The organism is Cupriavidus sp. SS-3 (assembly GCF_035818815.1).
GTDB lineage: Bacteria > Pseudomonadota > Gammaproteobacteria > Burkholderiales > Burkholderiaceae > Cupriavidus > Cupriavidus taiwanensis_C.
The window spans coordinates 294,576-316,830 of sequence record NZ_JAYLVT010000001.1 but is presented as its reverse complement, the minus strand read 5'-3'; the positions used below and the strand labels follow the sequence as shown (position 1 = coordinate 316,830).

17 protein-coding genes are annotated in these 22,255 nt (G+C 63.5%); 6 read left to right on the top strand and 11 right to left on the bottom strand.

Features of this window, described 5'->3' with window-relative positions; all coding sequences use genetic code 11:
- Positions 1 to 56 precede the first annotated feature (56 nt).
- The 5 genes from U9J39_RS01380 to U9J39_RS01360 form a co-directional block, all read right to left on the bottom strand.
- A complete protein-coding gene (locus tag U9J39_RS01380) occupies positions 57 to 272 on the bottom strand; it encodes a zf-HC2 domain-containing protein (protein ID WP_112775749.1) in 216 nt (71 codons plus the stop codon).
- Between the two features lie 40 nt (positions 273 to 312).
- Positions 313 to 906 carry a sigma-70 family RNA polymerase sigma factor gene (locus U9J39_RS01375; protein WP_115681961.1) on the bottom strand — a complete coding sequence of 198 codons (594 nt, stop codon included), beginning with the start codon at positions 904 to 906 and terminating at the stop codon, positions 313 to 315.
- Between the two features lie 75 nt (positions 907 to 981).
- The gene (locus U9J39_RS01370; RefSeq protein ID WP_326346347.1) at positions 982 to 2,604 is read right to left on the bottom strand and encodes an ATP-binding protein; all 1,623 of its coding nucleotides are present in this window, start codon (positions 2,602 to 2,604) and stop codon (positions 982 to 984) included.
- 52 nt (positions 2,605 to 2,656) lie between these two features.
- Complete coding sequence (locus U9J39_RS01365; RefSeq protein WP_326346346.1) at positions 2,657 to 3,331, bottom strand: alpha/beta hydrolase; 675 nt, start codon at positions 3,329 to 3,331, stop codon at positions 2,657 to 2,659.
- A 119-nt stretch (positions 3,332 to 3,450) separates the two neighbouring features.
- Positions 3,451 to 4,320, bottom strand: coding sequence for a tripartite tricarboxylate transporter substrate binding protein (locus U9J39_RS01360; protein WP_326346345.1), 870 nt, complete (start codon positions 4,318 to 4,320; stop codon positions 3,451 to 3,453).
- Positions 4,321 to 4,702: 382 nt separating this feature from the next.
- On the opposite strand from U9J39_RS01360, the gene U9J39_RS01355 reads away from it, so the two are divergent.
- On the top strand, positions 4,703 to 9,922 hold the full coding sequence (locus U9J39_RS01355) for a trifunctional serine/threonine-protein kinase/ATP-binding protein/sensor histidine kinase (protein ID WP_326346344.1): 5,220 nt from the start codon (positions 4,703 to 4,705) through the stop codon (positions 9,920 to 9,922).
- 457 nt (positions 9,923 to 10,379) lie between these two features.
- Here U9J39_RS01355 and U9J39_RS01350 read toward each other — a convergent pair whose 3' ends face one another.
- The 4 genes from U9J39_RS01350 to U9J39_RS01335 all read right to left on the bottom strand — a co-directional run bounded on the left by U9J39_RS01350 (position 10,380) and on the right by U9J39_RS01335 (position 14,765).
- Positions 10,380 to 11,345, bottom strand: a complete 966-nt coding sequence (locus U9J39_RS01350; protein ID WP_326346343.1) for a tripartite tricarboxylate transporter substrate-binding protein — start codon at positions 11,343 to 11,345, stop codon at positions 10,380 to 10,382.
- 64 nt (positions 11,346 to 11,409) lie between these two features.
- On the bottom strand, positions 11,410 to 12,750 hold the full coding sequence (gene gorA, locus U9J39_RS01345; protein ID WP_326346342.1) for a glutathione-disulfide reductase: 1,341 nt from the start codon (positions 12,748 to 12,750) through the stop codon (positions 11,410 to 11,412).
- Between the two features lie 16 nt (positions 12,751 to 12,766).
- The gene (locus tag U9J39_RS01340; RefSeq protein WP_326346341.1) at positions 12,767 to 14,053 is read right to left on the bottom strand and encodes a CaiB/BaiF CoA transferase family protein; all 1,287 of its coding nucleotides are present in this window, start codon (positions 14,051 to 14,053) and stop codon (positions 12,767 to 12,769) included.
- 10 nt (positions 14,054 to 14,063) lie between these two features.
- The gene (locus tag U9J39_RS01335; protein WP_326346340.1) at positions 14,064 to 14,765 is read right to left on the bottom strand and encodes a glutathione S-transferase N-terminal domain-containing protein; all 702 of its coding nucleotides are present in this window, start codon (positions 14,763 to 14,765) and stop codon (positions 14,064 to 14,066) included.
- Positions 14,766 to 14,846: 81 nt separating this feature from the next.
- Between U9J39_RS01335 and U9J39_RS01330 the strand changes: the two genes are divergently transcribed.
- Positions 14,847 to 15,848 (top strand): LysR substrate-binding domain-containing protein, encoded by a 1,002-nt coding sequence (locus tag U9J39_RS01330; RefSeq protein WP_326346339.1) that lies wholly within the window; start codon positions 14,847 to 14,849, stop codon positions 15,846 to 15,848.
- 100 nt (positions 15,849 to 15,948) lie between these two features.
- Positions 15,949 to 17,184 (top strand): CaiB/BaiF CoA transferase family protein, encoded by a 1,236-nt coding sequence (locus U9J39_RS01325; protein WP_326346338.1) that lies wholly within the window; start codon positions 15,949 to 15,951, stop codon positions 17,182 to 17,184.
- Between the two features lie 306 nt (positions 17,185 to 17,490).
- On the opposite strand, the gene U9J39_RS01320 is transcribed toward U9J39_RS01325, so the two are convergent.
- Positions 17,491 to 18,090 (bottom strand): 2-hydroxychromene-2-carboxylate isomerase, encoded by a 600-nt coding sequence (locus U9J39_RS01320; RefSeq protein WP_326346337.1) that lies wholly within the window; start codon positions 18,088 to 18,090, stop codon positions 17,491 to 17,493.
- 314 nt (positions 18,091 to 18,404) lie between these two features.
- Between U9J39_RS01320 and U9J39_RS01315 the strand changes: the two genes are divergently transcribed.
- Entirely contained in the window at positions 18,405 to 18,872 is a 468-nt protein-coding gene (locus U9J39_RS01315; protein ID WP_326346336.1) for a hypothetical protein, read from the top strand.
- A gap of 88 nt (positions 18,873 to 18,960) precedes the next feature.
- On the opposite strand, the gene U9J39_RS01310 is transcribed toward U9J39_RS01315, so the two are convergent.
- The gene (locus tag U9J39_RS01310) at positions 18,961 to 19,938 is read right to left on the bottom strand and encodes a LysR family transcriptional regulator (protein ID WP_326346335.1); all 978 of its coding nucleotides are present in this window, start codon (positions 19,936 to 19,938) and stop codon (positions 18,961 to 18,963) included.
- Positions 19,939 to 20,051: 113 nt separating this feature from the next.
- Between U9J39_RS01310 and U9J39_RS01305 the strand changes: the two genes are divergently transcribed.
- Positions 20,052 to 21,026 carry a Bug family tripartite tricarboxylate transporter substrate binding protein gene (locus tag U9J39_RS01305; protein ID WP_326346334.1) on the top strand — a complete coding sequence of 325 codons (975 nt, stop codon included), beginning with the start codon at positions 20,052 to 20,054 and terminating at the stop codon, positions 21,024 to 21,026.
- A gap of 16 nt (positions 21,027 to 21,042) precedes the next feature.
- The gene (locus U9J39_RS01300; protein ID WP_326346333.1) at positions 21,043 to 22,245 is read left to right on the top strand and encodes a CaiB/BaiF CoA transferase family protein; all 1,203 of its coding nucleotides are present in this window, start codon (positions 21,043 to 21,045) and stop codon (positions 22,243 to 22,245) included.
- Positions 22,246 to 22,255 lie beyond the last annotated feature (10 nt).

Genomic DNA, 22,255 nt, shown 5'->3' with positions numbered 1-22,255 from the left:
CGCCGCACGCCGGCGACAAATCCTGCAGAGAGGCCAGCGCCAGCGCTGGCCTTTTGTCATTCGTCGCGCCCCAGCCGGTGCATGGCTTCGCGCAGCGTGCGCATCTGCGCGCTGAAGCGGGTGCAGGCATCGCAGATGGCCAGGTGCGAGCGCACGCGCAGCCGCTCCGCCCACGACAGCGGCAGGTCCAGGCTCTTCATGGTCAGGTGGTGGACCTCTTCGCAATCCGGCAGCAGCCGGCGCGGCGGGCGGGAGGGTGGGGTTTCCGGCATCTTTGTCCGTGACGGTTCGCTGGCGTGGGCGGAGGCAGGCTCAGCCGGCCTTGCCGGGCCGGCCACGCTGCCCGAACCAGTGCAGTTCGAGGCATTCGCGCAGGCGCATGCGGGCGCGGTAGAGCATCGCCCAGGCATTGGTCGCGCTGATCTGCAAATGCTGACAGATTTCTTCGGTGTCCAGCTCCAGCCATTCCCGCATCATGAAGATACGGCCGGTGCGCGCCGGCAGGCGGTCCACACATAGCTGCAGGATCTCGAAAAACTCGCGGCGCTCGAACGCGCGCTCCGGATCGCCCCAGTCGGAGGGTGGATCCTGGTAGTGGCCGTTGCGCGTGAACAGGGCGTCGAAGGCGTCATCGTCGGACTGCGGCTGTCCATCGCCGTCGGTAGCCAGCGCCAGCCTGACCTCGCGCCTGCCGCTGCGCAGCGCGTCGATGATCTTGTGTTTGAGGATGCCGACCAGGTAGGTGCGCAGCGCCGACTGGCCGGCAAAGCGCTCCGGATGCTCGAGCGCGGCCAGCAGCGTTTCCGAGACGGCATCCTCGGCCACCGCCTCGTCGCGCAGCTGCAGGCGCGCGAAGCGCAACAGGTAGGGGCGTAGCGCCTGGAGTTCGGCGGGGTCGAGGCTCATCGGGGGTTGGGGCGGTTGCCTGGACAGATGCGCCATCATACCCGCGCCCTCGACCTTGCCGGTATGCCGCAGTGGTCAGCCGATCCCGCGGAACTGCCCGCACAGGCGGAACACGTCCATCGACAGCGGAATCTCCTTGGCCTTGCCGTAGCGCGTTGCCAGCTTCAGCAGTTCCTTGATGTCGCGCCCGCTCGCCGCGGGGTAGGCGTCGGCCAGCGCATCGATCAGCGCATCGTCCAGTTCCGCGCCGAACTGCGCCGCCTGCAACCGCCACAGCCGCACGGCATCCTCGCGGCACGGCGTGGTGTAGTGGATGGTGGCGATGCAGCGCGACAGGATGGCATCGTCGACGTCGCCGATGCGGTTGGTGGTCATGAACAGCAGGCCGCTGAAGTACTCCAGCGTGCGCAGGAACTCGGCGACGATGGCATTGTGTTCGAGGTCGTTGTCGCGGCGGCGGATATAGACGTCGGCCTCGTCCAGCAGCAGGATTGCGTTCCAGCGCATGGCGCGGCGCAGGATGGTCATCAGCGTGGCCCCCACCGACGCCGCGGTGGTGCCCAGCTGCCCGGAGTGCACGCGGTACAGCGGCTTGCCCACCACCTCGGCATAGACCTCTGCGGTCAGCGTCTTGCCCAGGCCGGGCGCACCCTGGCACAGGATGGTGGTGCCGCCGGACTTGCCGGGCACGAAGTCCGGCGCCAGCATGTCCATGTGCGAGGTCAGGATGTCGATCAGGTCGCGGTGGTGCGCGGGGAGCACCAGCTTGTCGCGCAGCGCGGGCTGGTAGCGGTAGTCGGCCAGGTGCTGCACGTGGACCCAGATATTGCGGTGCCACTCCAGGTGGAACAGGTGCACGTAGCCATGCAGCGGCACCCGCTCGAAGCCTTCCATGATGCCCGCCTCGCGCCAGAACGACGGGTCGCAGGTCATCTCGAATCGGCGCTCCAGCCGCTCCTCGTCGTTCACGCAGCGCGCGCCCGCGGCATCGGCGATCGGGATCAGCTCGGCCGCGCCCTTGCCATCGACCGCGAACGCCGCGCGCGTCGCCACGAACTGCGCGCCGAAGCCGCGCTGGCAGCGCACGAAGCGCTGCGCGTGCTGTTCATACTCCTGGCGGAATTCCGCGCACTCCTTGTAGAAGCCGAATTCGGCCAGCAACTCCGGGATGGTGCGGTTGGCAATATCGTCGCGCGTGATCACCATCGACGTAGTCATGCCCGAGCGCCGCAGGTGGTGGTCGGTCAGCGCGGAGTTGGCCGACTGCATGGTATTGGCGAGCAGGTCCACCACTACGTACGCCATGCCTTGCTCGGGCAAGACATAACGCATTCGGCGTACCAGCCAGGGCAGCAGCACGCCGTCGCGGTTGCGCTGGTACAGCCAGCCGTCGATGGCATCGCGCGACAGGTACGCGGCCAGCCCCGCCACCAGCTGGTCCAGCCCCGGAATCACGCGCGCCTGCGGCGCGTTGTAGATGTTGTCCAGCGCCAGCATCTGGAACATCAGCGCGCGCTCGTTCTGGGTCTTGCTGAGCGTATAGAGCGAACTGAGCGCATGCGCGTCGAACAGCTTGCTCGACACCAGCATATTGCCGTGGCACACACCATGCTGCTGCAACTGCCGGGCCAGCGGCGAACCGGTTTCGATCATCGCCAGCAGGGGATGGATCAGCGCCTCCGGAATCTCGAAATCCATGTACCGCGCTCCCGTTCAATGGTGTGGCCGCGCCCGGCCAGCGGCCAGGGTTTTACTGCAGGAAGAAGTCGATTGCGCGCTCGACCACCGGCGCATGGATGACATGGGGCCCGTCGAACTCGACGTATTCCACGTCATAGCCCGCGGCGCGCAGCCTGGCCGCATGCGCGCGCGCGCTGGCAATCGGCAATTGCTCATCGGCCAGCCCGTGTGCGACGAACACCTTGGGAATGCCGGTCTGCATGAACACCGACATGAAGCCGCCGGAGAACGCGATCACATGGCTGGCGATATCGCCGTTGGTAATGCCCAGCGACAGCGCATAGCTGGCGCCGTCAGAGAACCCGGCAAAGGCCAGCCGCTGCGGATCGATCCGGTAGCGCGACGTCACCGCGGCCAGCGCCTGGTGCAGCCGCTGCAGGTCCGGCCCGTTGCCGCCGATGACGATGTCCCAGGTGGGATAGAGCGAATGCGGCGCCAGCACCAGGAAGCGATGCCGCTGCGCCTGGGCTTCGAGATGCGGCAGGACTTTTTCGGGGAAGCCGCCGGCGCCGTGGAACATGACCATCAGCGGCACCGGCTCATGGGGTGCAAGCCCTTCCGGGACGAACAGCACGGCATCGCGTTCCTCGGCTACGCCGAGCCGGTGCCGACCCGCGGGCAGCGGACTTGCATCCGGGGCCGCGGCGGCAAAGGACATGCGGCCGAACAAGGACGGGTCGAGCATGGCGTCTCCGGCGGGCGGCTCGTGGCCGCACCGATATGGTGATATTTTGTATATTACATACAAACGCCACTCGACGCTAGCCGATCCCCATGGCGCCTAAGTCGGCGGCAATCCGATTTTTACCGTCGATCCTTGCCGGCGACTCCCGCTTTTCCACTCTCGGTCTCATCCGCAACCACGTTGCGGTCAGCGACCAGCCTGCTCCAACGTGCCAGCTCCTGTCGAATAAATGCCTGGAAGTCCGCAGGGCCCGCGTGCACGACCTTGAAACCGTAACCTGAAAGCACCTCGTTCTTCGACAAATCAGACAGGACATGCTTCACCGCCCGATCGAGTTTCTCGATTCGTTCCCGCGCAGTCCCCTTGGGGGCCAGAACGCCATACCACCCGGTGACATACATGTTCTGCAAGCCGGCCTCCGCAAAGGTGGGCGTCTCAGGCGCGATCGGCAGGCGAGTGTCGTTCGCAATCGCCAGAGCACGCAACTTCCCGGATTTGACGTACCTGAGACTATCGGCCCCCGCGAACACCGCGTCCACGTCACCACTGATCGCGGCCGTGACCGCCTGGACGCCGCCGTGGTACGGCACATGGGTCACTCGAATCGAGGCGGATTGCGAGAGCAACTCGATGGCGAGATGGCTGGTATTGCCGTATCCGGACGATGCCACGGTCACCGGATGGGACCTTGCGCGCACGATCAGTTCGGATACAGAAGTGATTTTCGAAGTGGCGCCCACATAGAGCACCAATGGTTGCTTTGCCAGCAGAGAGACCGGCTGGAAATCACTGACTGGGTCGTAGCCGGCCGACCGACTCACGAGTGGCCCGATCGCGTAGGCCGCCAGGGCGAGCACGAGGGTATAGCCATCGTTGCTGGCGCGTTGAACGTGGCGCAAGGCGATCTGTCCGCCCGCGCCTGGCTTGTATTGAAGCACCACAGGCACTCCCAGCGCGGTCTGCAGTCCCTCGCCGAGCGGGCGCGCCATAAGATCCGCGGGCCCTCCCGGAGGATAAGGCACGACCATGGTGATGGGTTGATCCGGGTAGCCGGCCCACGCCGGCTGAACCGAGGCGATCGCTCCTCCCACCACCAACCATCCGCCGGATCGCATTATTGCTGCGAGTCTTTGCACAATCGAAAAAGGTGAAAAATCAAGCCATTGTCGCAAGGCTAGCGGGGCCGGCAAGTATTTAAGGATTTACTGAGCTGATCACGGCACGCTGACACGCGATCAGTCCAACACCGCAGGCGCATCAGCGGCTGTTGATTATGTGTCGACATGGGCGATTTGGTAAGATGCGGCCTCCCGGCTGCGCCTGCAAGCTAGCCGTTTTTTTTGCACATTGGTCCCGATAACGGTGCTTTCCATGTTTTTCCCGCAGGCGGGAGTACGCTTACGCTTTGATTCCACATGGGAGGCAGGCGACCGGCTGTTCGGCCGCGGCTGGCTGATGCAGGACGATGGTTGCAAGGTGTCCGTGCTCGGTGTCTGGCCTGCCAATGATCCCTCCGCCCCGGCCGCGCTTGACCGGCTCGGTCACGAATATGCGCTTCGTGACGCCATCGATGCGACCTGGGCCGCCCGCCCGCTAAGGCTGCTGCGCGAGCGCGATACGGCAATGCTGCTGCTCGACGATCCGGGCGGCGAGCCACTCGCCCACCTGGTGGGTGGGCCGATGGACCCGGCGATGTTTCTCGACATTGCCGTGGCGGTAACCATGGCTGTCAGCCATCTCCATCAGCGCGGCCTGATCCACAAGGATTTGAAGCCCGCCCATGTTTTGGTGGCGCCGGACCGGCGCCAGGTCTGGTTGACGGGCTTCGGCATCGCGTCGCGAGGACCGCGCGGCGCCCAGGCACGTGCGGACATCAGTGACATCTCCGGTACGTTGCCCTATATGTCGCCAGAACAGACGGGCCGGATGAATCGCGCGATCGACGCACGCAGCGACCTGTATGCCTTAGGTGTTACCTTCTACCAGATGCTCACCGGTGTGCTGCCCTTCGTCGCCAGTGAACCCCTGGACTGGGTCCATGCACACCTGGCGCGCTCGCCGTGGCCGCCGGCCGAGCGCAACCCAGCCGTGCCTGCAATGCTTTCGGCGCTTGTCATGAAGCTCCTGGCGAAGGCTCCCGAGGAGCGCTACCAGACGGCCGCAGGCCTGGTGCGCGACCTGCAGCACTGCCGGCGGGCGTTGTCGGCGCAGGGGCAGATTGCAGCGTTCGAACTGGGGCAGCGCGACCTTTCGGAGGCCTGGGCCATCCCCGACCACCTCTATGGTCGCGACCAGGCCATGGCGACGCTGGTGGAAGCGTACGAGCGCGTGGCCTCCACCGGGCGCAGCGAAATCGTGATGGTTTCCGGCCATTCTGGCGTAGGCAAGACGTCGCTCATGCGGTCGTTTGCGCGCGCGGTTGCCGGGCGCGGCGGGATCCATGCCGCCGGCAAGGCCGACGCGCCGGCTGACTTGGCGGCCGAGGCGCCCATCGATACGGGCGTACGGCTGCCCTATGCAACGCTCGCGCGAGCGCTCAGCGGCCTGTTGCGCAATGGACTGGCAGATCACGCGGCCGACATGGCTCCGTGGCGCACCGTCATCGCGCAGGCGCTGGGGCCGAACGCCGGTGCGCTTGTGCCCTTGCTGCCCGAACTGAAGACGCTGCTCGGTCCGGTACCGTGGATGCGGGAAACGCCGTCGCGCGAAACCGGGCCGCAAGTGCGGCTTGCGCTGCGCAACCTCGTGGCCGCTCTCGCGCGAAGCGCGCGGCCGCTGACGCTGTGCCTCGACGACTTCCAGTGGCTCGACGACGAAAGTGTCACGCTGCTGCACCAGATGCTGACTGATCCGGGCACGGCAGACCTGCTGGTGGTCTGCACCTGTCGCAGCCACGAAGTCACAGACGACCAGAGCGCGATCCACGGTGTCGATGCGTTACGCGCGGACGGCGCCGCCGTGGTCCATGTCGAGCTGGGTTGTCTCGGCGAATCCGACCTGCGGCAGCTCGTCGCCGACGCGCTCCATTGCAATACCGACACGAGTGCGCCGCTTGCGCGACTGGTGATGGAGAAGACGGCAGGCAATGCGTTCTTCGCCACGCAGTTCATCAGCGAGCTGTTCCACGAGGGGCTGCTGCACTTCGATCACGGTGCGGCACGCTGGACCTGGGACCTCGACCAGCTCGCAGCCAAGGCGCTGACTGACAACGTGGTAGCGCTGATGGTGGGACGGATCGACCGGCTGGCGGCCAGTACGCGATCGGCACTGGCCCTGCTTGCCTGCCTTGGCAACGACACCACGGTCGACACGCTGGCGCGCGGCTGGACCGGCGACGCCCGCGAACTGGAGCCCGCGATCCGGGAAGCCGTGCACGCGGGGCTGGTCTCGTGCAGGGAGAACGTGCTGCGCTTCTCCCACGACCGAGTCCTCGAAGCGGCCTATTCGCGCATCGCCGAGCCAACGCGGCAGGCGTTCCATTTGCGAGTCGGCCGGCTGCTGCTCGAGCGCACGCCGTCCGACGAGATCGAGGCGAGCGTCTTTACCATCGTCGGACAGCTGAACCGCGCGACCGAGAACATCGAGGTACAGGAAGAGCGCGACAGGCTCGCGGAACTCAACCTGGCTGCCGCGCTGCGCGCCAAGTCCGCATGCGCCAACACCGCGGCGCTGCACTATCTGTCGATCGGGCTCGCGCTGCTGGGCGATCACGGCTTCGCGCGGCACCAGGCCCTCGCCTTCGACTTGACGCTGCACATGGCCGAATGCGAGTTTCTCACGGGAGATTCGGCGCGCGCCGAGCATCGGCTGGAGTCACTGGCCGCGCGCACCTCGTCGCTCACCGCGCTGGCAGTCCTCACGCAACTCCAGCTGGGCCTGCTGATGACCGGCGGGCGCCGGGCCGAAGCGGTCACGGTTGGGCTTGCCTACCTGCAGCGTGCCGGAGTCGAATGGGCCTCGCATCCGACTGCAACGGCATTGGCGCACGAAGAGGCGCTGTTCGCCCGCCACCTCGGCGAGCGCGAGATCGCCGAACTGGCTGCGCTGCCCCCGATGACGGACCCCGGTGCGCTCGCGACGATGCGCGTGCTGATTGCGCTGGTGCAGCCGGCCTGGTACACCGACGATCAGCTGCGCAGGCTTGTGCTGCTACGCATGGTCAACCTGAGCCTGTCGCATGGCAACAGCGACGAATCGGCCCTGGCCTATGCATGGATGGCCATGCTGCACGTGGCCGCCTCCACCGATGAACCGGCCGGCGTCGCATTCGAGCGGCTGTCGATAGAGGTTGCGGAACGGCGGGGCATCGATCGGATACGCGCACGCGCATATCAAGTCGTCGGCGGGAATCTGCTGCACTGGTCCAAGCCGCTGCGCGTCGCGCGCGGCCTGCTGCGCCAGGCGCTGACATTGACGCAGCAGATCGGCGACCTCACCTATGCCGCCTACATCCGCAGCAACCTGATGACGCATGCGCTGGCGATCGGTGATCCGCTCGCCAGCGTGCAACGCGATGCCGACTCGGGCAGCGTGTTTGCCTGGGGGCCGCGCTTCACGTTGGTGGCGGACCGCCTTGCGCCTCAGCGCCAGCTCGTACGTACGCTGCGCGGGGTCACGCCGGTGTTCGGGCGCTTCGACGCCAAGGATTTCAGCGAAGCCTCGTTCGAAGCCCGCTTGCGCGGTGACGTGGGCCTGCTGCTTGTGTCATGCTGGTACTGGATCCGCAAGCTTCAGGCTCGCTATCTGGCTGGCGCCGCGGCCGAGGCACTGGATGCGGCCGAGCAGGCACGCCCGCTTCTGTGGACCTCGCCGGCCTACTTCGAGCAGGCCGAGTACCATTTTTACGCGGCGCTGGCACGCGCGGCGTGCTGCAATCCGGCCGTCGAGGGCGAACTCGCAGCGCATCTTCCCGACCTGGCCGGGCACCATTGGCAGTTGGCGCAATGGGCACGGCGCTGTCCGGCGACGTTTGCGCACCGGGCCACGCTGGTCCAGGCAGAGATTGCCCGGCTCGAAGGACGCGACATCGACGCGATGCGCGGGTACGAGTCGGCTATCGCCTCGGCACGCGAAAGCGACCTGATCCACATTCAGGCGCTGGCAAACGAACTGGCGGCGCGCTTTTATCTGGATCGCCGGCTCGATAACGTCGCGCTGGTGTACTTGCGCCAGGCGCGTCACGGTTACATGCGCTGGGGTGCAGACGCCAAGGTCTGGCAGCTCGATATGCAATATCCCGCGCTGGCGGTCGATGCAGGAGCCGCCCTTGCCTCAACGCCGTCGATGGGCACGATTGGCGCGCCGCTCCAGCATCTGGACCTGGCCACGGTTATTGCGATCTCAGAGGCGATTTCGGGCGAGACCGGGCTGGAACGGCTGCTGGCGACGCTGATCCGGACCGCCATCGAGCAGGCCGGCGCGACGCGGGGGCTGCTCATCTTGCCCGAAGGCGCCGAACATCACGTTGCAGCCGAAGCTGCCGTGCGCGAAGAATCGGTCGTGGTGACATTGTCCGTGCGACCGCTCGATGCAGCCGATATGCCGTTGGCGATGGTCGAGCACGTGCTGGATTCTCGCGAGCACGTGGTCATGAACGATGGATCCGCCAGCGGGGCCTTTTCCGCCGACCCCTTTGTTCGCCAACGCCGGGCACGTTCGATGCTGTGCCTGCCGCTGCTGAATCAAGGCAGGCTGACCGGAGTGCTTTATCTTGAAAACGCACTTGCGCCAGGTGTGTTCGTTCCCGCACGGATCGAGGTGATCAAGCTGCTGGCATTCCAGGCGGCCAGTGCCATTGAGAACAGCCGGCTTTCCGAGCACCGCCGGCGCGCAGATGAATCCCTGCGCCAGGCCCATGCAGAGTTGGCGCACGCAAGCCGCGTCACCACACTCAACGCGCTGACAGCGTCAATCGCCCATGAAGTGAGCCAGCCAATCGCGGCATTGACCATCGAGGCACGCGCCGCGCTACGGTGGCTCAAGCGCCAGCAACCGGACGTCGAGCAGGCGGTCGCAGCCCTGGACGCCATTGTCGAGCAAGGAGAACGCGCTGGCAGCGTTATCGCGGGCATGCGCGCGATGCTGCGCAAGGCCGGGCCGCAGGCGCAGCGCATCAATCTCAACCAGATGATCGCCGACACGCTGCCGCTCTTTGCCGGCGAACTGGATCGCACCCAGGTCATCCTGAAAACGGAACTGCTGCCCGCGCTACCCCTGGTGTGGGCTGACAAGATCCAGCTCCAGCAAGTGTTGCTGAATCTGGTGATCAATGCCGTCGAGGCAATGCGCGAGATCCTCGAGCATTCACGCGAACTCACTGTACGCACCGCAGTCAGCCCAGCGCGTGAAGTTGTGGTCACGGTGCACGACGTCGGTGTCGGCCTGCCTGCCGATACGGAGCAGGTGTTCCAGCCTTTCTACACGACCAAGGCCGAAGGCCTGGGCATGGGCCTGTCGATCTGTCGCGCCATTCTCGAAGCGCATGGCGGGCGCCTGCACGCGTGGCCGAACCGGCCACGGGGCGCCGTATTCGAGTTCACATTACAGGCGGCCGAAACTGCGCCCGAAGGAAACTGTGACGCTCCGTCGTAATTGTTTTTGCGCGGGCCTTCAGATGAGGTATTAGCGAGCCAGATCACATACTGACTTGCAGCCGTAAGCCAGGGTTCCTGTCTGCCCTGGACAGCGGCAGCTTCACTGTTGCGATCGGCCAGGAACCGGAACCCAATTCAATCAGCGTCCCGCATCGACTCACGGAGGCGCTCTGTCACCTCCGCAAGAAGCCCCTCGGCAGCAGCGCTAACCTCGCGTTCCCTGCCCGGCGGTATCCACGTCGATTCGACTTCGACGAAGGTGCCTCTGCACTCACGTCCCGCGCAAGCGTCGGTAACATGCCGTGCCACCGCGGCTGCAATGGCCCTGCAGGCCGGCTCACCTCTGAACAACATCAGCGCAGCGGCTTCCTTCGCGACGCACCTGGCGTCTTCGGACTGCACATCCGTATCCGCATGTGCCGGCCTGGTGTCCATCATCTCCCTCCTCTGGCGGCCTAGTCGATAAACGCGTCTGCTTGCTTGATGACGGGGCTCCACCGCGCCATCTCGCTACGCAGATGGGCGGACAACGCTTCCGGCGTCGCTCGGTCTTTCGAAACCGGAATGGCCCCCAACTTCTGCATCCCTTCCCTGAACGCGGAATCGGTCACTGCGTCCTGCAACGCCTTGACCAACCTGGCGACCACCGGTTGCGGTGTCCCCTTCGGCGCGTAGATGCCATGCCATACGGTTACCTCGAACTCTCCCAGTCCTTGCTCGCGCAGCGTCGGCAGCCTGGGCAATGCCGCGAGCCGTGAAGGCGTCGTGCTCCCATACGCTTTGACCCGGCCCGTGTTGATCGGCTGGAGCGTCGTCGTCACCTGGTCACAGAGCAGATCGACCTGACCACCCTGAACATCTACCATCGCCGGCGCGGCGCCCTTGTAAGGAACGCTTGTCATCGCGGATTGAAGCTGACTCATCAGCATCAGCCCGCAGAGATGCGACGCCGTACCGATTCCTGCGTTCGCGAGGTTGATCTTCTTCTGGTTTGCCGAGATGTAGGCGCGCAACTCGTTAAAGCCATTGGGCGCGAGGTTCGGGCGCGCGACAAGCGTCATGGGAACGTCTGCTACGAGCCCGATATACTCGAAATCCTTGGTTGGATCGAAGCGCAGCGTTTTGCTCAATGCCGGCAGAGTGGCCATGCCAATGTTATGGATCAGGAGGGTGTAGCCATTCGGTTCGGCACGCACCACCGCCTCCGACCCCACGATACCGCCCGTGCTCGCGCGATTCTCCACGACGACAGTCTGTGCCAGGGCACGTCCCATCGCCGCACCCAGATGGCGCGCGACAACGTCGGTGGGACCGCCCGGGGAAAACGGGACCACCAGCGTCAACGGGCGCGTGGGGAATGACTGCCCAAACGAGGGGCTGCATGCCAGCCAGCCGATAGCAAGTGCCGCAACGTACTTCATAGCCTGTCTCCTTACATCGTCGTTTTGCGCGAATGAGTAACCGATGCTCCTTGTCCCACGACCCTCAAGCGTGGCTTCGCATGGTGACGAACTCCTCCGCGACACTGGGGTGCAGCGCAACGGTTCGGTCGAACTCTCGCTTGGTGATGCCTCGCTGCAATGAAATGGCACCCATCTGAATGATTTCAGCAGCATCGCGACCCACCATGTGCATACCCAGGACGCGATCACTGCGCTTATCGACGACGAGTTTCATCATGACGCGCTCCGCGCTGTCAGCGACTGCTGCTCGCAGCGGACGGAAGTTGGTCCGATAGACCGCAATATCGGGAAGCGCCGTCCGTGCCTCCCGCTCTGTCATCCCGACACTGGCAATCTCGGGCGTGGAAAACACGGCCGTCGGCGTGAACCCGAAGTCCGGTGCCCGACACTCGGCCCTCCCGAACAGCGACTCGGCAAGCCACTGCCCCTGGCGTATTGCAACGGGGGTGAGGTTCAACTGGCCGATCGCGTCGCCGATGGCATAGACCCCTTCCAGGGACGTTGCATAGCGCTCATCCACGTCGATGGCTCCACTTGGCGTGAGTGCCAGCGCGCCCGCTGCGGCCTGCGTGTTGGGCCGACGGCCGGTCGCGTTCAGGACGACGTCTCCTTCATAAGCGGTACCGGCTTGATCTGTTACCCGATAGCCAACAGGCAACGCTTCAATGCGGTGGACGTTGGTGTTCAGACGCATATCAATGCCCTGAGCGAGGTAGGCACCGGTAATGCCGCTCTGGATATCCGGATCGAATCCCCTGAGAACGGAGGCGCCCCGGTGCAGTACGGTCACGTCCGCGCCAAGCCCCTTGAATATCCCGGCAAACTCGAGCGCGATATACCCACCACCAATGATCACGACGCGGGCCGGCAGATGCGGTAACGCAAAGACATCGTCCGACGTGATGCAATGCCCGGCGCCGGGAATATCCAGCGGTGTGGGCATCGCGCCAGTTGCCACGATGATGTGCGCGGCCGATATCGCCTGGCCGGAGGCAAGACGAACGCGCCCTGCGCCTTCCACGGCGGCCCGTTCGTCAAAAATGGTGACCCGGTTTCCGTCCAGACCCTTGCGGTACAGACTTTCCAGTCGACCGACTTCCTCACTGATCCGGTCGCGCAGCGCACTCCAGTTGTGGTCGATGCTTCCGACGCCCCATCCAAAGCCAATGGCATCGGTTGCTTCCGAACGAAAGCGGCTTGCCGTGACGAGAAGCTTCTTCGGCACACAGCCTCGAATCACGCAGGTACCACCAACCCGCGACTGCTCTGCAATCGCTACGCGTGCACCGAGGATGGCGGCGGCGCGGGCGGCGCGTACGCCCCCGGATCCGGCGCCTACGACAAACAAGTCGAAGTTCTTCATCTGTCTTCCCACCCGATCACCGTGCAATCGCTGCCTCTTCAGCCGCCTCGCCAGCCGGTTCCAGCAACCGGTCGCGCACCAGTACGCCTTCGGCGTACAAGGCGTCGATCTCCGCTTCGCTCAGCCCGGCGATGTCTTTCAGAACCTGCTCGTTGTGTTCACCCAGCAGGTCCGCCTTCAGAGCGGACCCGTACTGCCAGGCCGAAAACCTGGCCGGCGGCCCAGGGATCTGGAACTCGCCCACGTAAGGATCGGAGACAGTGCGGACGACGCCGCGCTCCTGCAGGTGCGGATGGTTTATCGCTTCACGCAGACTGAGCACCGGCGCACATGGAATTCGCTGTTGCTCCAGGGCTGCAATCGCGGCGTCGCGGGATGGAAAGCCGGAGAGCCACGCCTCCAGGATTTCCTTGAGCTGCTCGTTGTTGTCGCGGCGCAGCGCGGCGGTGGCAAAGCGCGGATCGGTCAACAGGTCCGCTCGCCCCAGAGCCGTGGCGAATTGCTCCCATTGGTGCGGCAGCGTGGCCAGCGTGAGATACGTCCCGTCACCGCAGCGAAAGATGCCGGTAGGCCCACCATCAGGATGCTGCGAACCGGTGCGCTTAGGCTCATAGCCTTTGCGCAGACCGACGCGTGGAATAGACACCTCATGCATGTTGAAGTAGGTATCCAGCAGCGATGTCTCGATGTACTGCCCCTCTCCTGTTCGCTCGCGATGCAGCAGCGCGAAGCCTACAGCCATAGCGGCTGCCACACCGGTTGACGCATCGCCAATCGCCATCGTGATCAGCGCCGGGTTGCCGTCCGGCTCGCCGATGAGATCTGTCACCCCGGCGTAAGCCTGCGCCACGTAGTCGTAGCCAGGCTTGTTGGCCAGCGCCCCCTTTTGTCCAGCCAGGGAAATGGAACACATCACAAGCCGCGGATTGAGCTTCTTCAGCACGTCGTAGCCAAGGCCGAAGCGGTCCATGACTCCCGGCGAGAAGTTCTCGACCAGCACGTCGAACTGCGGAATCATCTTGAGAATCAGCGCGCGGGCCTTGTCGTGCTTGAGATTGAGTGCAAGACTCTTCTTCGAATGGTTGTGCTGAACGAAGTAGGTGCTCTGGGAGCAGCGTTTGTACTCCGGCTTCTGACTGCGCAGCCCGCCGATTCGGGTGCGGTCGCCGAACGGCGCCAGCTCGAGCTTGATGACATCGGCCCCCATTTCGGCAAGGATGCGGGTGCAGGTCGGTCCGGCCACGATCTGGGTAATGTCCAGCACGCGATAGCCGGTCAGCATCGGGGATTTTGTTTGCGGCATGTTGTCTCTCCTATCGCGGGGCGAACTGGCTCTTGCCAAACAGGTTGTCCCACCGTTCACCGCTGGGCTTCGCGCCGGTCTTGTCGACCTTCTCCTCCAGCACAGCAATGCCACGTTGCACCGCGGGGCGTTCGCGCACGGCGGAGTACCAGCGCTGAAGGTTGGGATAGTCCGCAAGGTTCTGGCCCTGCCATTTGTGGGCACGCAGCCAGGGATAGGTAGCCATATCGGCGATCGAGTATTCCCCGGCCAGATATTCCGCGTCCGCGAGACGACGGTCGATCACGGTGTAGAGGCGACGCGCTTCGTTCGTATAGCGATCAATCGCGTAGGCGATCTGCTCTGGCGCGTACTTGCGGAAATGGTGGGCCTGCCCGAGCATCGGGCCAACGCCGCCCATCTGGAACATCAGCCACTGCACGACCTCATAGCGTCGGCGCGTATCCTGAGGCATGAATCGGTAGCCGCTCTTCTCGGCCAGGTACATCATGATGGCGCCCGACTCGAACATCGAGATCGCCTGCCCGTCAGGCCCGTCGTGGTCGATAATCGCGGGGATCTTGTTGTTCGGACTGACAGCCAGGAATTCCGGGGCAAACTGCTGGCCCTTGCCGATATGCACAGGGATGACGTTGTAGGGGATCGCCAGTTCTTCAAGGAGGATGGAGACCTTGTAGCCGTTCGGGGTGCTCCAGAAATAGAGATCGATCATCTCGATAAGGTGGCTGGTTACTGGTGAAGCCATCTTAGAAATGTCAAGATCGTTGCGCCAATACTGTGTCCCGCTTGGGGCATGTCAAAAACTTATGGCTATCTCGCCATCGTTCGCTCGCTACAACTCGCCATGGAATTCCGACAACTGAAGTACTTCGTACGCATCGTTGAGCTAGGGAGCGTCTCGCGGGCGGCCGCCGATCTCTACACCGCGCAGCCAGCGCTCAGCCAGCAAATCGCCAAGCTGGAAGACGAACTGAAGGTGAAGTTGCTGGCCAGAAGCGCCCGGGGCGTCGTGGCGACGGAGGCGGGCGAGGTCTTCTATCGACATGCGCGTGCCATGCTGCGGCAAGCAGAGCTCATGAAAAGCGAGGTCCAGGATGCCGGAGAGCATCCCCAGGGAGTCGTTTCCGTTGGCCTGCCGACCAGTGCTGCCACGATTCTTGCACCGCGGCTGTTCGCAGAGGCAGCCAGGCAGTATCCGGATATTCAACTCCAGATTACCGAGAGCCTCAGCGGTCACCTTCAGGAACTGGTCGTAAACGGCCGCATCGAGATGAGCCTGCTGTTTGAGCGCGTGGACGGGTCCGGCGTGGTCCGCGAGACGAGGCTCGGCACGCATCTCGAGGTGATGCCGCTACTGACCGAGAGCTTGATTCTGCTGTCATGCGAACAGCCAGGCGATGCCTTGCCTGAAGAAGTCAGCATCGCGGAGGCGGCGAAGCGCCCGCTGATCCTTCCCGGCAAGTCCAACATCACGCGGCAGATTATCGACGAAGCATTCGAAGCCGCGGGCGAGCGACCGCTCGTGCGGGCGGAACTCGACTCTCTCGCAACCATCCGAGCAGTCGTTGCCAGCGGCGTCGGCTCGACCATCCTCTCGCCCTCCATCCCGGGAGGAACGACCGGCCTCACCGTCCAGCGCATCGCGGGTGCAGCACTGCAACGACGGCTGTCGCTGTGCACATTCGACATCATGCCGCTAAGTTCCGCGGCGAGGCGGATCATGGAGTTGATCCGCGAAACTGCGCTGGCGTTGATCGCAGAAGGCGCTTGGCCAGGCGCCTCGCGGATTGAGTAGCCATACGGAATCGCAATACCGCCACCGCAAAGTCCTATTGGCCGGTACGCCGTTTGCCTGTCTAGACTGCTCATGCGTCTAAACAGGCAAACGGCACCCCATGACAAAACGGATTCTCGAAGGCATCAAGGTTCTCGACCTCACCCGGTTCTTTTCCGGCCCTCAATGCACCTTGTTCCTGGCAGGACTTGGAGCAGAGGTCATCAAGGTCGATGACCCGTGGGTCGGTGACCCCACTGCGTTCTCGCCGCCTTTTGCCGGCCCCCAAGGCGTCTCCTTTGAAAAGCGCTCCCCCCATGACATGGGTATCGCCTATCTGAAGCGCGCCCGTTCCAAGAAGTCCGCCACCCTGAACCTGAAGAGCGCCGAGGGCAAGGAACTCTTCATGCGCATGGTGAAAAATGCCGACGTCGTCGTGGAAAACTTCAGCGCCGGCGTAGCCGATCGTCTCGGCGTGGGCTACGACGTGTTGCGCGAGATCAATCCGGCCCTCGTCTATTGCTCCCTGACCGGCTACGGCTCCACAGGGCCGGCGCGGAACCTGAAGGCCTATGATCTGATGGTGCAGGCGGCCGTCGGCTTGATGAGCATCACCGGCCACCCTGACGCGGGGCCGACTAAGGCGGGTACCCCGCTGTCGGATGCCATCGCCGGGCTGTTTGCGGCCTTCGGGATCGTGGCGGCGTTGAACTACCGACAGCGGACCGGCCACGGGCAATCGGTCGACGTTTCCATGGCGGATTGCCTGCTGTCCTTGATCCTCGACGAGCCGCTGGACTGCTATCGCGAACTCGGACTCTCCTTCCAGCAGGGAAATCGCATCATGCGCTTTTCCCCATTTAATGCCTACAAAAGTGCGGATGGCTGGGTTACCCTCGGAACCGCCAATAACGACGACTGGGGGACGCTCCTGGATTTGATGGGACGCTCGGACCTCAAGGACGATCCGGACGTCATGTCCGTTGCCTGGCGACTGTCGAACAATGCGGTGGTCGACGAGATCGTCTCGACGTGGACGGCAACGCTTCCCACCGCGGAAATCGAACAACAGATGCGGTCCGCGAAGATCCCCTGCAGTCCGGTACGCACCATCGATGACGTTCTCGCGTGGGAACAAACCGTCGCGAGAAACATGGCGGTCTCGCTCTGGAACCCCTTGGCGAAGGCCGCGATGAACGTCAAAGGCGCCGCTTTCCCATTGCGCTTCGGCCATGCCGACGTTGGTTATGACACGCCCGCACCCGTGCCCGGCGCACATACTGAAGAGGTGCTGCGCGAGATGGCCGGCGTAGACGCCGTCGAGTTCCGACGTCTGCGGGAACACCGGATCATTTGAGCTTCAGAGGGGCGGCGAGCGCCCCTGCCGATTGCCTGGCCAAACGGTGGAGCCATCCGAGTATTGGGCAGGAAAGAAGATCGGCCGCAGTTGCCGCCCGCTAACGCAATGCGAGAACCGCAACCAGGAAACAGGCGGCGCTCGCGCCAGGCGCGCGCCGTAGTGGGGGTCGGCACAACACGAAGACGACCTGTGGCGCTCGTTGGGTGCTGCGCGGCGGCAGCGTTCGCGCGAGTCGTCGACTTCAATTGCGGGCTGCCCAACTATCGGAGCCGTAGCGCCGGGCAGTCCCCCGCGCAGCCTGTACTACGCGGCGCGCGCCAGTTCTTCTTCCATGAAGTCGAGACGATCTTTGCCCCAGAACATCTCGTCTCCCACATACATCATGGGCACGCCAAACACGCCGCGCTCGACGGCCGCGTCGGTGCTTTGCGCAAGCTCGGCGCCGATTTCGTCGCTGGAAGCGATCTCCTCAAACCAGGCGAAGTCCACCCCGAGGGACTCCACGATGGATCGCACGCCTGCATACTCGACGATGCCGGCATCGCCCCGCTCCCAGTATGCTTCCATGACCCGCTCTACGAATTCCAGCTCCAGTCCCTTGCGTCGCATCGCCAGCGATCCGCGCAGCACCCTGCTCGATTTGATCGGAAACTGCCTGGGAATTTGGAACGGTAGATTGTATTTCTCGGCCCAACGCATCAGGTCTCGCTTGCGGTAGCGGAGCTTCGACTTGGGCTCCTTCATCAGTTCGTACTCGTTGTTCCGGAAGACGTAGCCCAGGTTGTAGGGATGCAGCACGAGTTCTGCATTGTGGCGCTCAAGGATCGGCTTGATCAGCTTGATGGCGAAATAGGTGTTCGTGCTGCCGACATCCCAGTACAGGTCAACTCGCTTCTTGTCCATTTCGACTCCTGTTGATTTGAAACAGGTTCAGTCTATGGAAGACGCCAGTGTCCGGCTAATACGGTTTGGCGATTCGGGTATACCGGAAAACTATTGGCGACTCGCTGCCTGAACTCGGCATCATGCGCATTGCCGACCGTCGCCCCCAACTGGATCGGCCATATCGGGACGTGACCGAGAGCTTCCCTGCCGAATGATGTCAGGAGGCTACGACCGAGCGCGCAGCCATGTGGCGACCATCGCGTGGGCCACAGAAACAGACGCCACCTACGGCTATCGGCAAAACTTGCATGCAATGAATCACCAGAAGCCCTATGAGCGGCATCATGCACACCAACCCGCCCGCGAAGTCGCGACGACTTCCTTCACAGGACAAGCCGCCGGCTCGGCTTCGGATCGGGTTATCCCGCTATCCAACTGCGACGGACCTGCTGCATTGCATTCGGGCGTCTGTTCGGCAAATACAGCGCGAGACTGGAAACTCCCACCATGACACCACACTTGAGATCGAGCGTCGGCTGGGCTGGCTGCTTGCACGGGCCATGGTGACTCGATCGCCGTTCGATATAGCGATCGTTCTGGGGAGCGGCGCCGAACTGATGATGTTTCCGGATGCGCCAACGTTTGACCAATGCGCCGCAGTCGTCGACGCTGCCGAGCAGCGCGCCTTGCGCAGCGTCGTGTGGGTGGTCCGCCATCGCTGCTGCAAAGCAGGACACGGAGTCCGGCGCTTTACCATCGATCCCTGGTTGAAGGCCCTTCGCGGCCCGGCTCCTCGTTGAGGCACGCTTCCCAGCCGTTTGCTGCCGCAAAACCGAGGTGGCGAACTTTAAACGCCTTTAGTGGCATGCACTAGCGCGGCCGCTATCGCTAGGGCCCGGCGCCCTCGCCTCCGGCATTGAAGCGGTGAACCGGCCACTGACCGCCCTCTACCAGTCGTCCGGTAATCGAGAGAAGACGTTGCCATACCGACGTCACGGCCAACGAAGCGGGTAGGGTCGCGGCACGGCAAAGGTAGACCTGCCGCGTGAATCCTTCTTCGGCAATACGGGCACAGGACACAATGCCGCCTCGCCATTCTTCCTGCACTGACGCGTGAGACAGGATCGTGAATCCGGCACCTGCAGCGGCGAGCGCAATCAGTTCCGGGATCGCGTTGACCTCCGCGATGACCTGAAGCTGAGTTTCTTGGGACGCGCTGAACCGGTCTATGAGGCTGCGCAGGCCATGCAGTCCTGCCGGGAGAATCAATGGATAGCTATCCAAGCGGGAGAACGGTACGCTGACGGCAGCGTCGATACCGTCTCGGCCGTGCGCCGACAACTTACCCGGCGGGCCGACAAGCAATAGCCGTTCTTCGAGCACGCGATCGGCGCGCAATCCCGGCTCTGGCGTGCCGCCAAAGGTCATGCCGATATCCAGATGCCCGGTCAGCAGCCCTTGGGGGATGTATCCCGTGCTCTGTTCGATGATTTGCAGGTCAATCCCTGGCCACTCTGCGCAGACTTCTTTCACGAGCGGCACGGTCAATAGCTTTGCCAAGGACTGCGGCAACCCGACGGCCACCCTGCCTTGCGGTTGCTTGATGGCTGTCCGAATGTCCTCGTATGCCACCTCCACGCGCCGAAGAATATCGGTCGCATGCGCGAGCAACATCTCGCCTGCGGCTGTGGCTACAACCCCGCGTGGTGTTCGCTCAAGCAAGGCTGCGCCGAACTCCTCCTCCAGGTTTTTCATCTGCAGGCTTAGCGCCGGTTGCGCGATGTGCAAGCGCTCCGCAGCGCGAGAAATCGAACCTGCCGCGCATACCGTGACAAATCCCCGCAGGGTACGAAGTTCGAGCGCCATGAATCGCCCCGCAGAAGTGGCTATAGCGGAATCCTATATCGGATATCTCAAACCTGTCTTGGACTTATATGTCGGAGGTCGCCATGCTACGGCCAGAACCATTGGAGACGATGATGAATCCGACACGACGAACACTGCTGCTGGGGGCTGCCGCCTCCCTATTGGCAGGCCCTCTCCTTGCCGCTGACTGGCCGACCAAGCCCGTCCGAATTGTTGTGCCGTTTGCTGCCGGCGGGCCCACCGACTTCATTGCCCGCCTGCTGGCGACGGCCCTGTCGAAAGAACTGGGACAGCCAGTGGTGATCGATAACCGGCCCGGCGCGAGCGGCAATATTGGCGCCCAGCATGTGCTCGATAGCGGCAACGATGGCTACACACTCTTGCACAACACCGTAGCCATGCAGGCTGTGAACCCGCTGATGTACCCCCACGCTCGCTTCCTGCCGGAACGAGACTTCGTGCCCATCGCGACCACCGGCTCGATGCCGAACGTCCTGGTCGTCCATCCCGACAAACTCAAGATTAAGACGCTTGCTGAGCTGGTTCAATTAGGAAAGGCAAAGCCTGACGCCCTGACCTACGCGACCTTTGGCGCTGGCTCCTCGCCGCACATTTATGGCTCTCTACTGCAGAAGAAGGCCAACTTCAAGGCGGTAGCGGTGCCGTACAAAGGTAGCTCTCCGGCTCTCACGGACGTGATGGCAGGCCAAGTCGATTTTGTATTCGACTCGTTCACGACGTGCATTGGCCAGATTCAGGGCGGCAAACTGAAGCCGCTTGCCATTACCTCCTCGCAGCGCTCTCCGATGCTGCCGGACGTCCCGACACTCAAGGAAGCCGGATATCCAGGAGCGGACCTGAAATTCTGGTTCTCCCTGCAAGCCTCCGCACAGACGCCCAAGGCGATTGTCGAGCGTTTGCGGGCGGCTTCGGCAAAGGCAGTCAACGACCCGGAATACGTAGCAGCGCTACGCAATCGTGGCGCCGAGCCGATGCCGACACGTCCCGACCAGCTCGTCAGCTTCGTCAGAATGGACTCCGAGCGCTGGACGAGCATTGCGCGTGGGCTTGGCATTCAGCCCGAATGAATAGGGAGTTCTAGAAATGCAACCATTGAAAGGCATTCGGGTTCTGGACCTGAGCAAGGTCTTGGCTGGTCCCTTATGCGGCCAATATTTGGGCGAACTGGGCGCCGATGTCATCAAGGTCGAACCCCCGGGTTCTGGCGACGACACACGAGGGTGGCTCCCTCAGGATGAGGGCCAGTCCGCCGTATTCCTGGCCGTCAATCACAACAAGCGCAGCATCGCGCTGGATCTCAAGACCCAAGCCGGCCAACGTGTCGCGCAGCAACTGGCAGCCAGCGCTGACGTTGTACTGCAGGGCTTCGGTGGCGGTACCGCCAAGAAGCTCGGCGTGGACTACGCCACGTTGAGCGCCGGGAATCCCCGCTTGATCTACTGCGAGATCTCCGGCTACGGGCGCGATGGCCCCTTGGGCAATGAGCCCGGCTATGACGTAATGCTGCAAGCGTTCAGCGGCATGATCAGCACTATGGGAGACCCCGGCGGGAAGTTTGCGCGGGCAAGCTTTTCACCCGTCGACATCGGCACCGGCATGCATGCGCTCAGTGGCATCCTGGCTGCCCTGCTCGAACGCCATACGACTGGCAAAGGAACGTATCTGGAAGTGGCGCTCATGGAGACTGCCCTTGGCTTCATGGGGTACATGGCGCAGAACTATTGGCGCAGCGGAAAGGCACCACAGCGAATGGGCACAGCCCATCCGTCAATGTCGCCCTATCAGGCGTTCGACGCCGCCGATGGGCCGCTGATGCTCGGCGTCGGCAATGACGCCCAATGGAAGCGCTTCTGCTCAGTCGCCGGCCTCGAAGACTGGGTCGATCATCCAGACTTTGCCACCAACGCCGCTCGGGTACGGAACTTCTCCCGAACGGTTGAATTGGTGCAATCCCGCCTCTCGATCCAGCCGCTCGCTTACTGGCTCGAAACCCTACAAAAGATCGGTGTGCCCTGCTCGCCTATTCAGACGCTGGACCAAGCGCTGGCACACCCACAGGTGCAGGCCCGACAATTGATCGTCGAGACTGAACATCCCGTGCTGGGCACTGTCTCCAACGTCGGCTTACCGGTGCGCTTCGGCCGAGAAGCACGCCAGGCAAGTCGTCCCGCCCCGCTGCTCGGTGAACACACCGACGAAATCTTGCTGGAGGCCGGGTTCACACGAGAACAGATTGAAGGTATGCACCGCGCCGGCACCGTGGCTACTGCGACGGCGGCCGGCTAGACCAACCCCA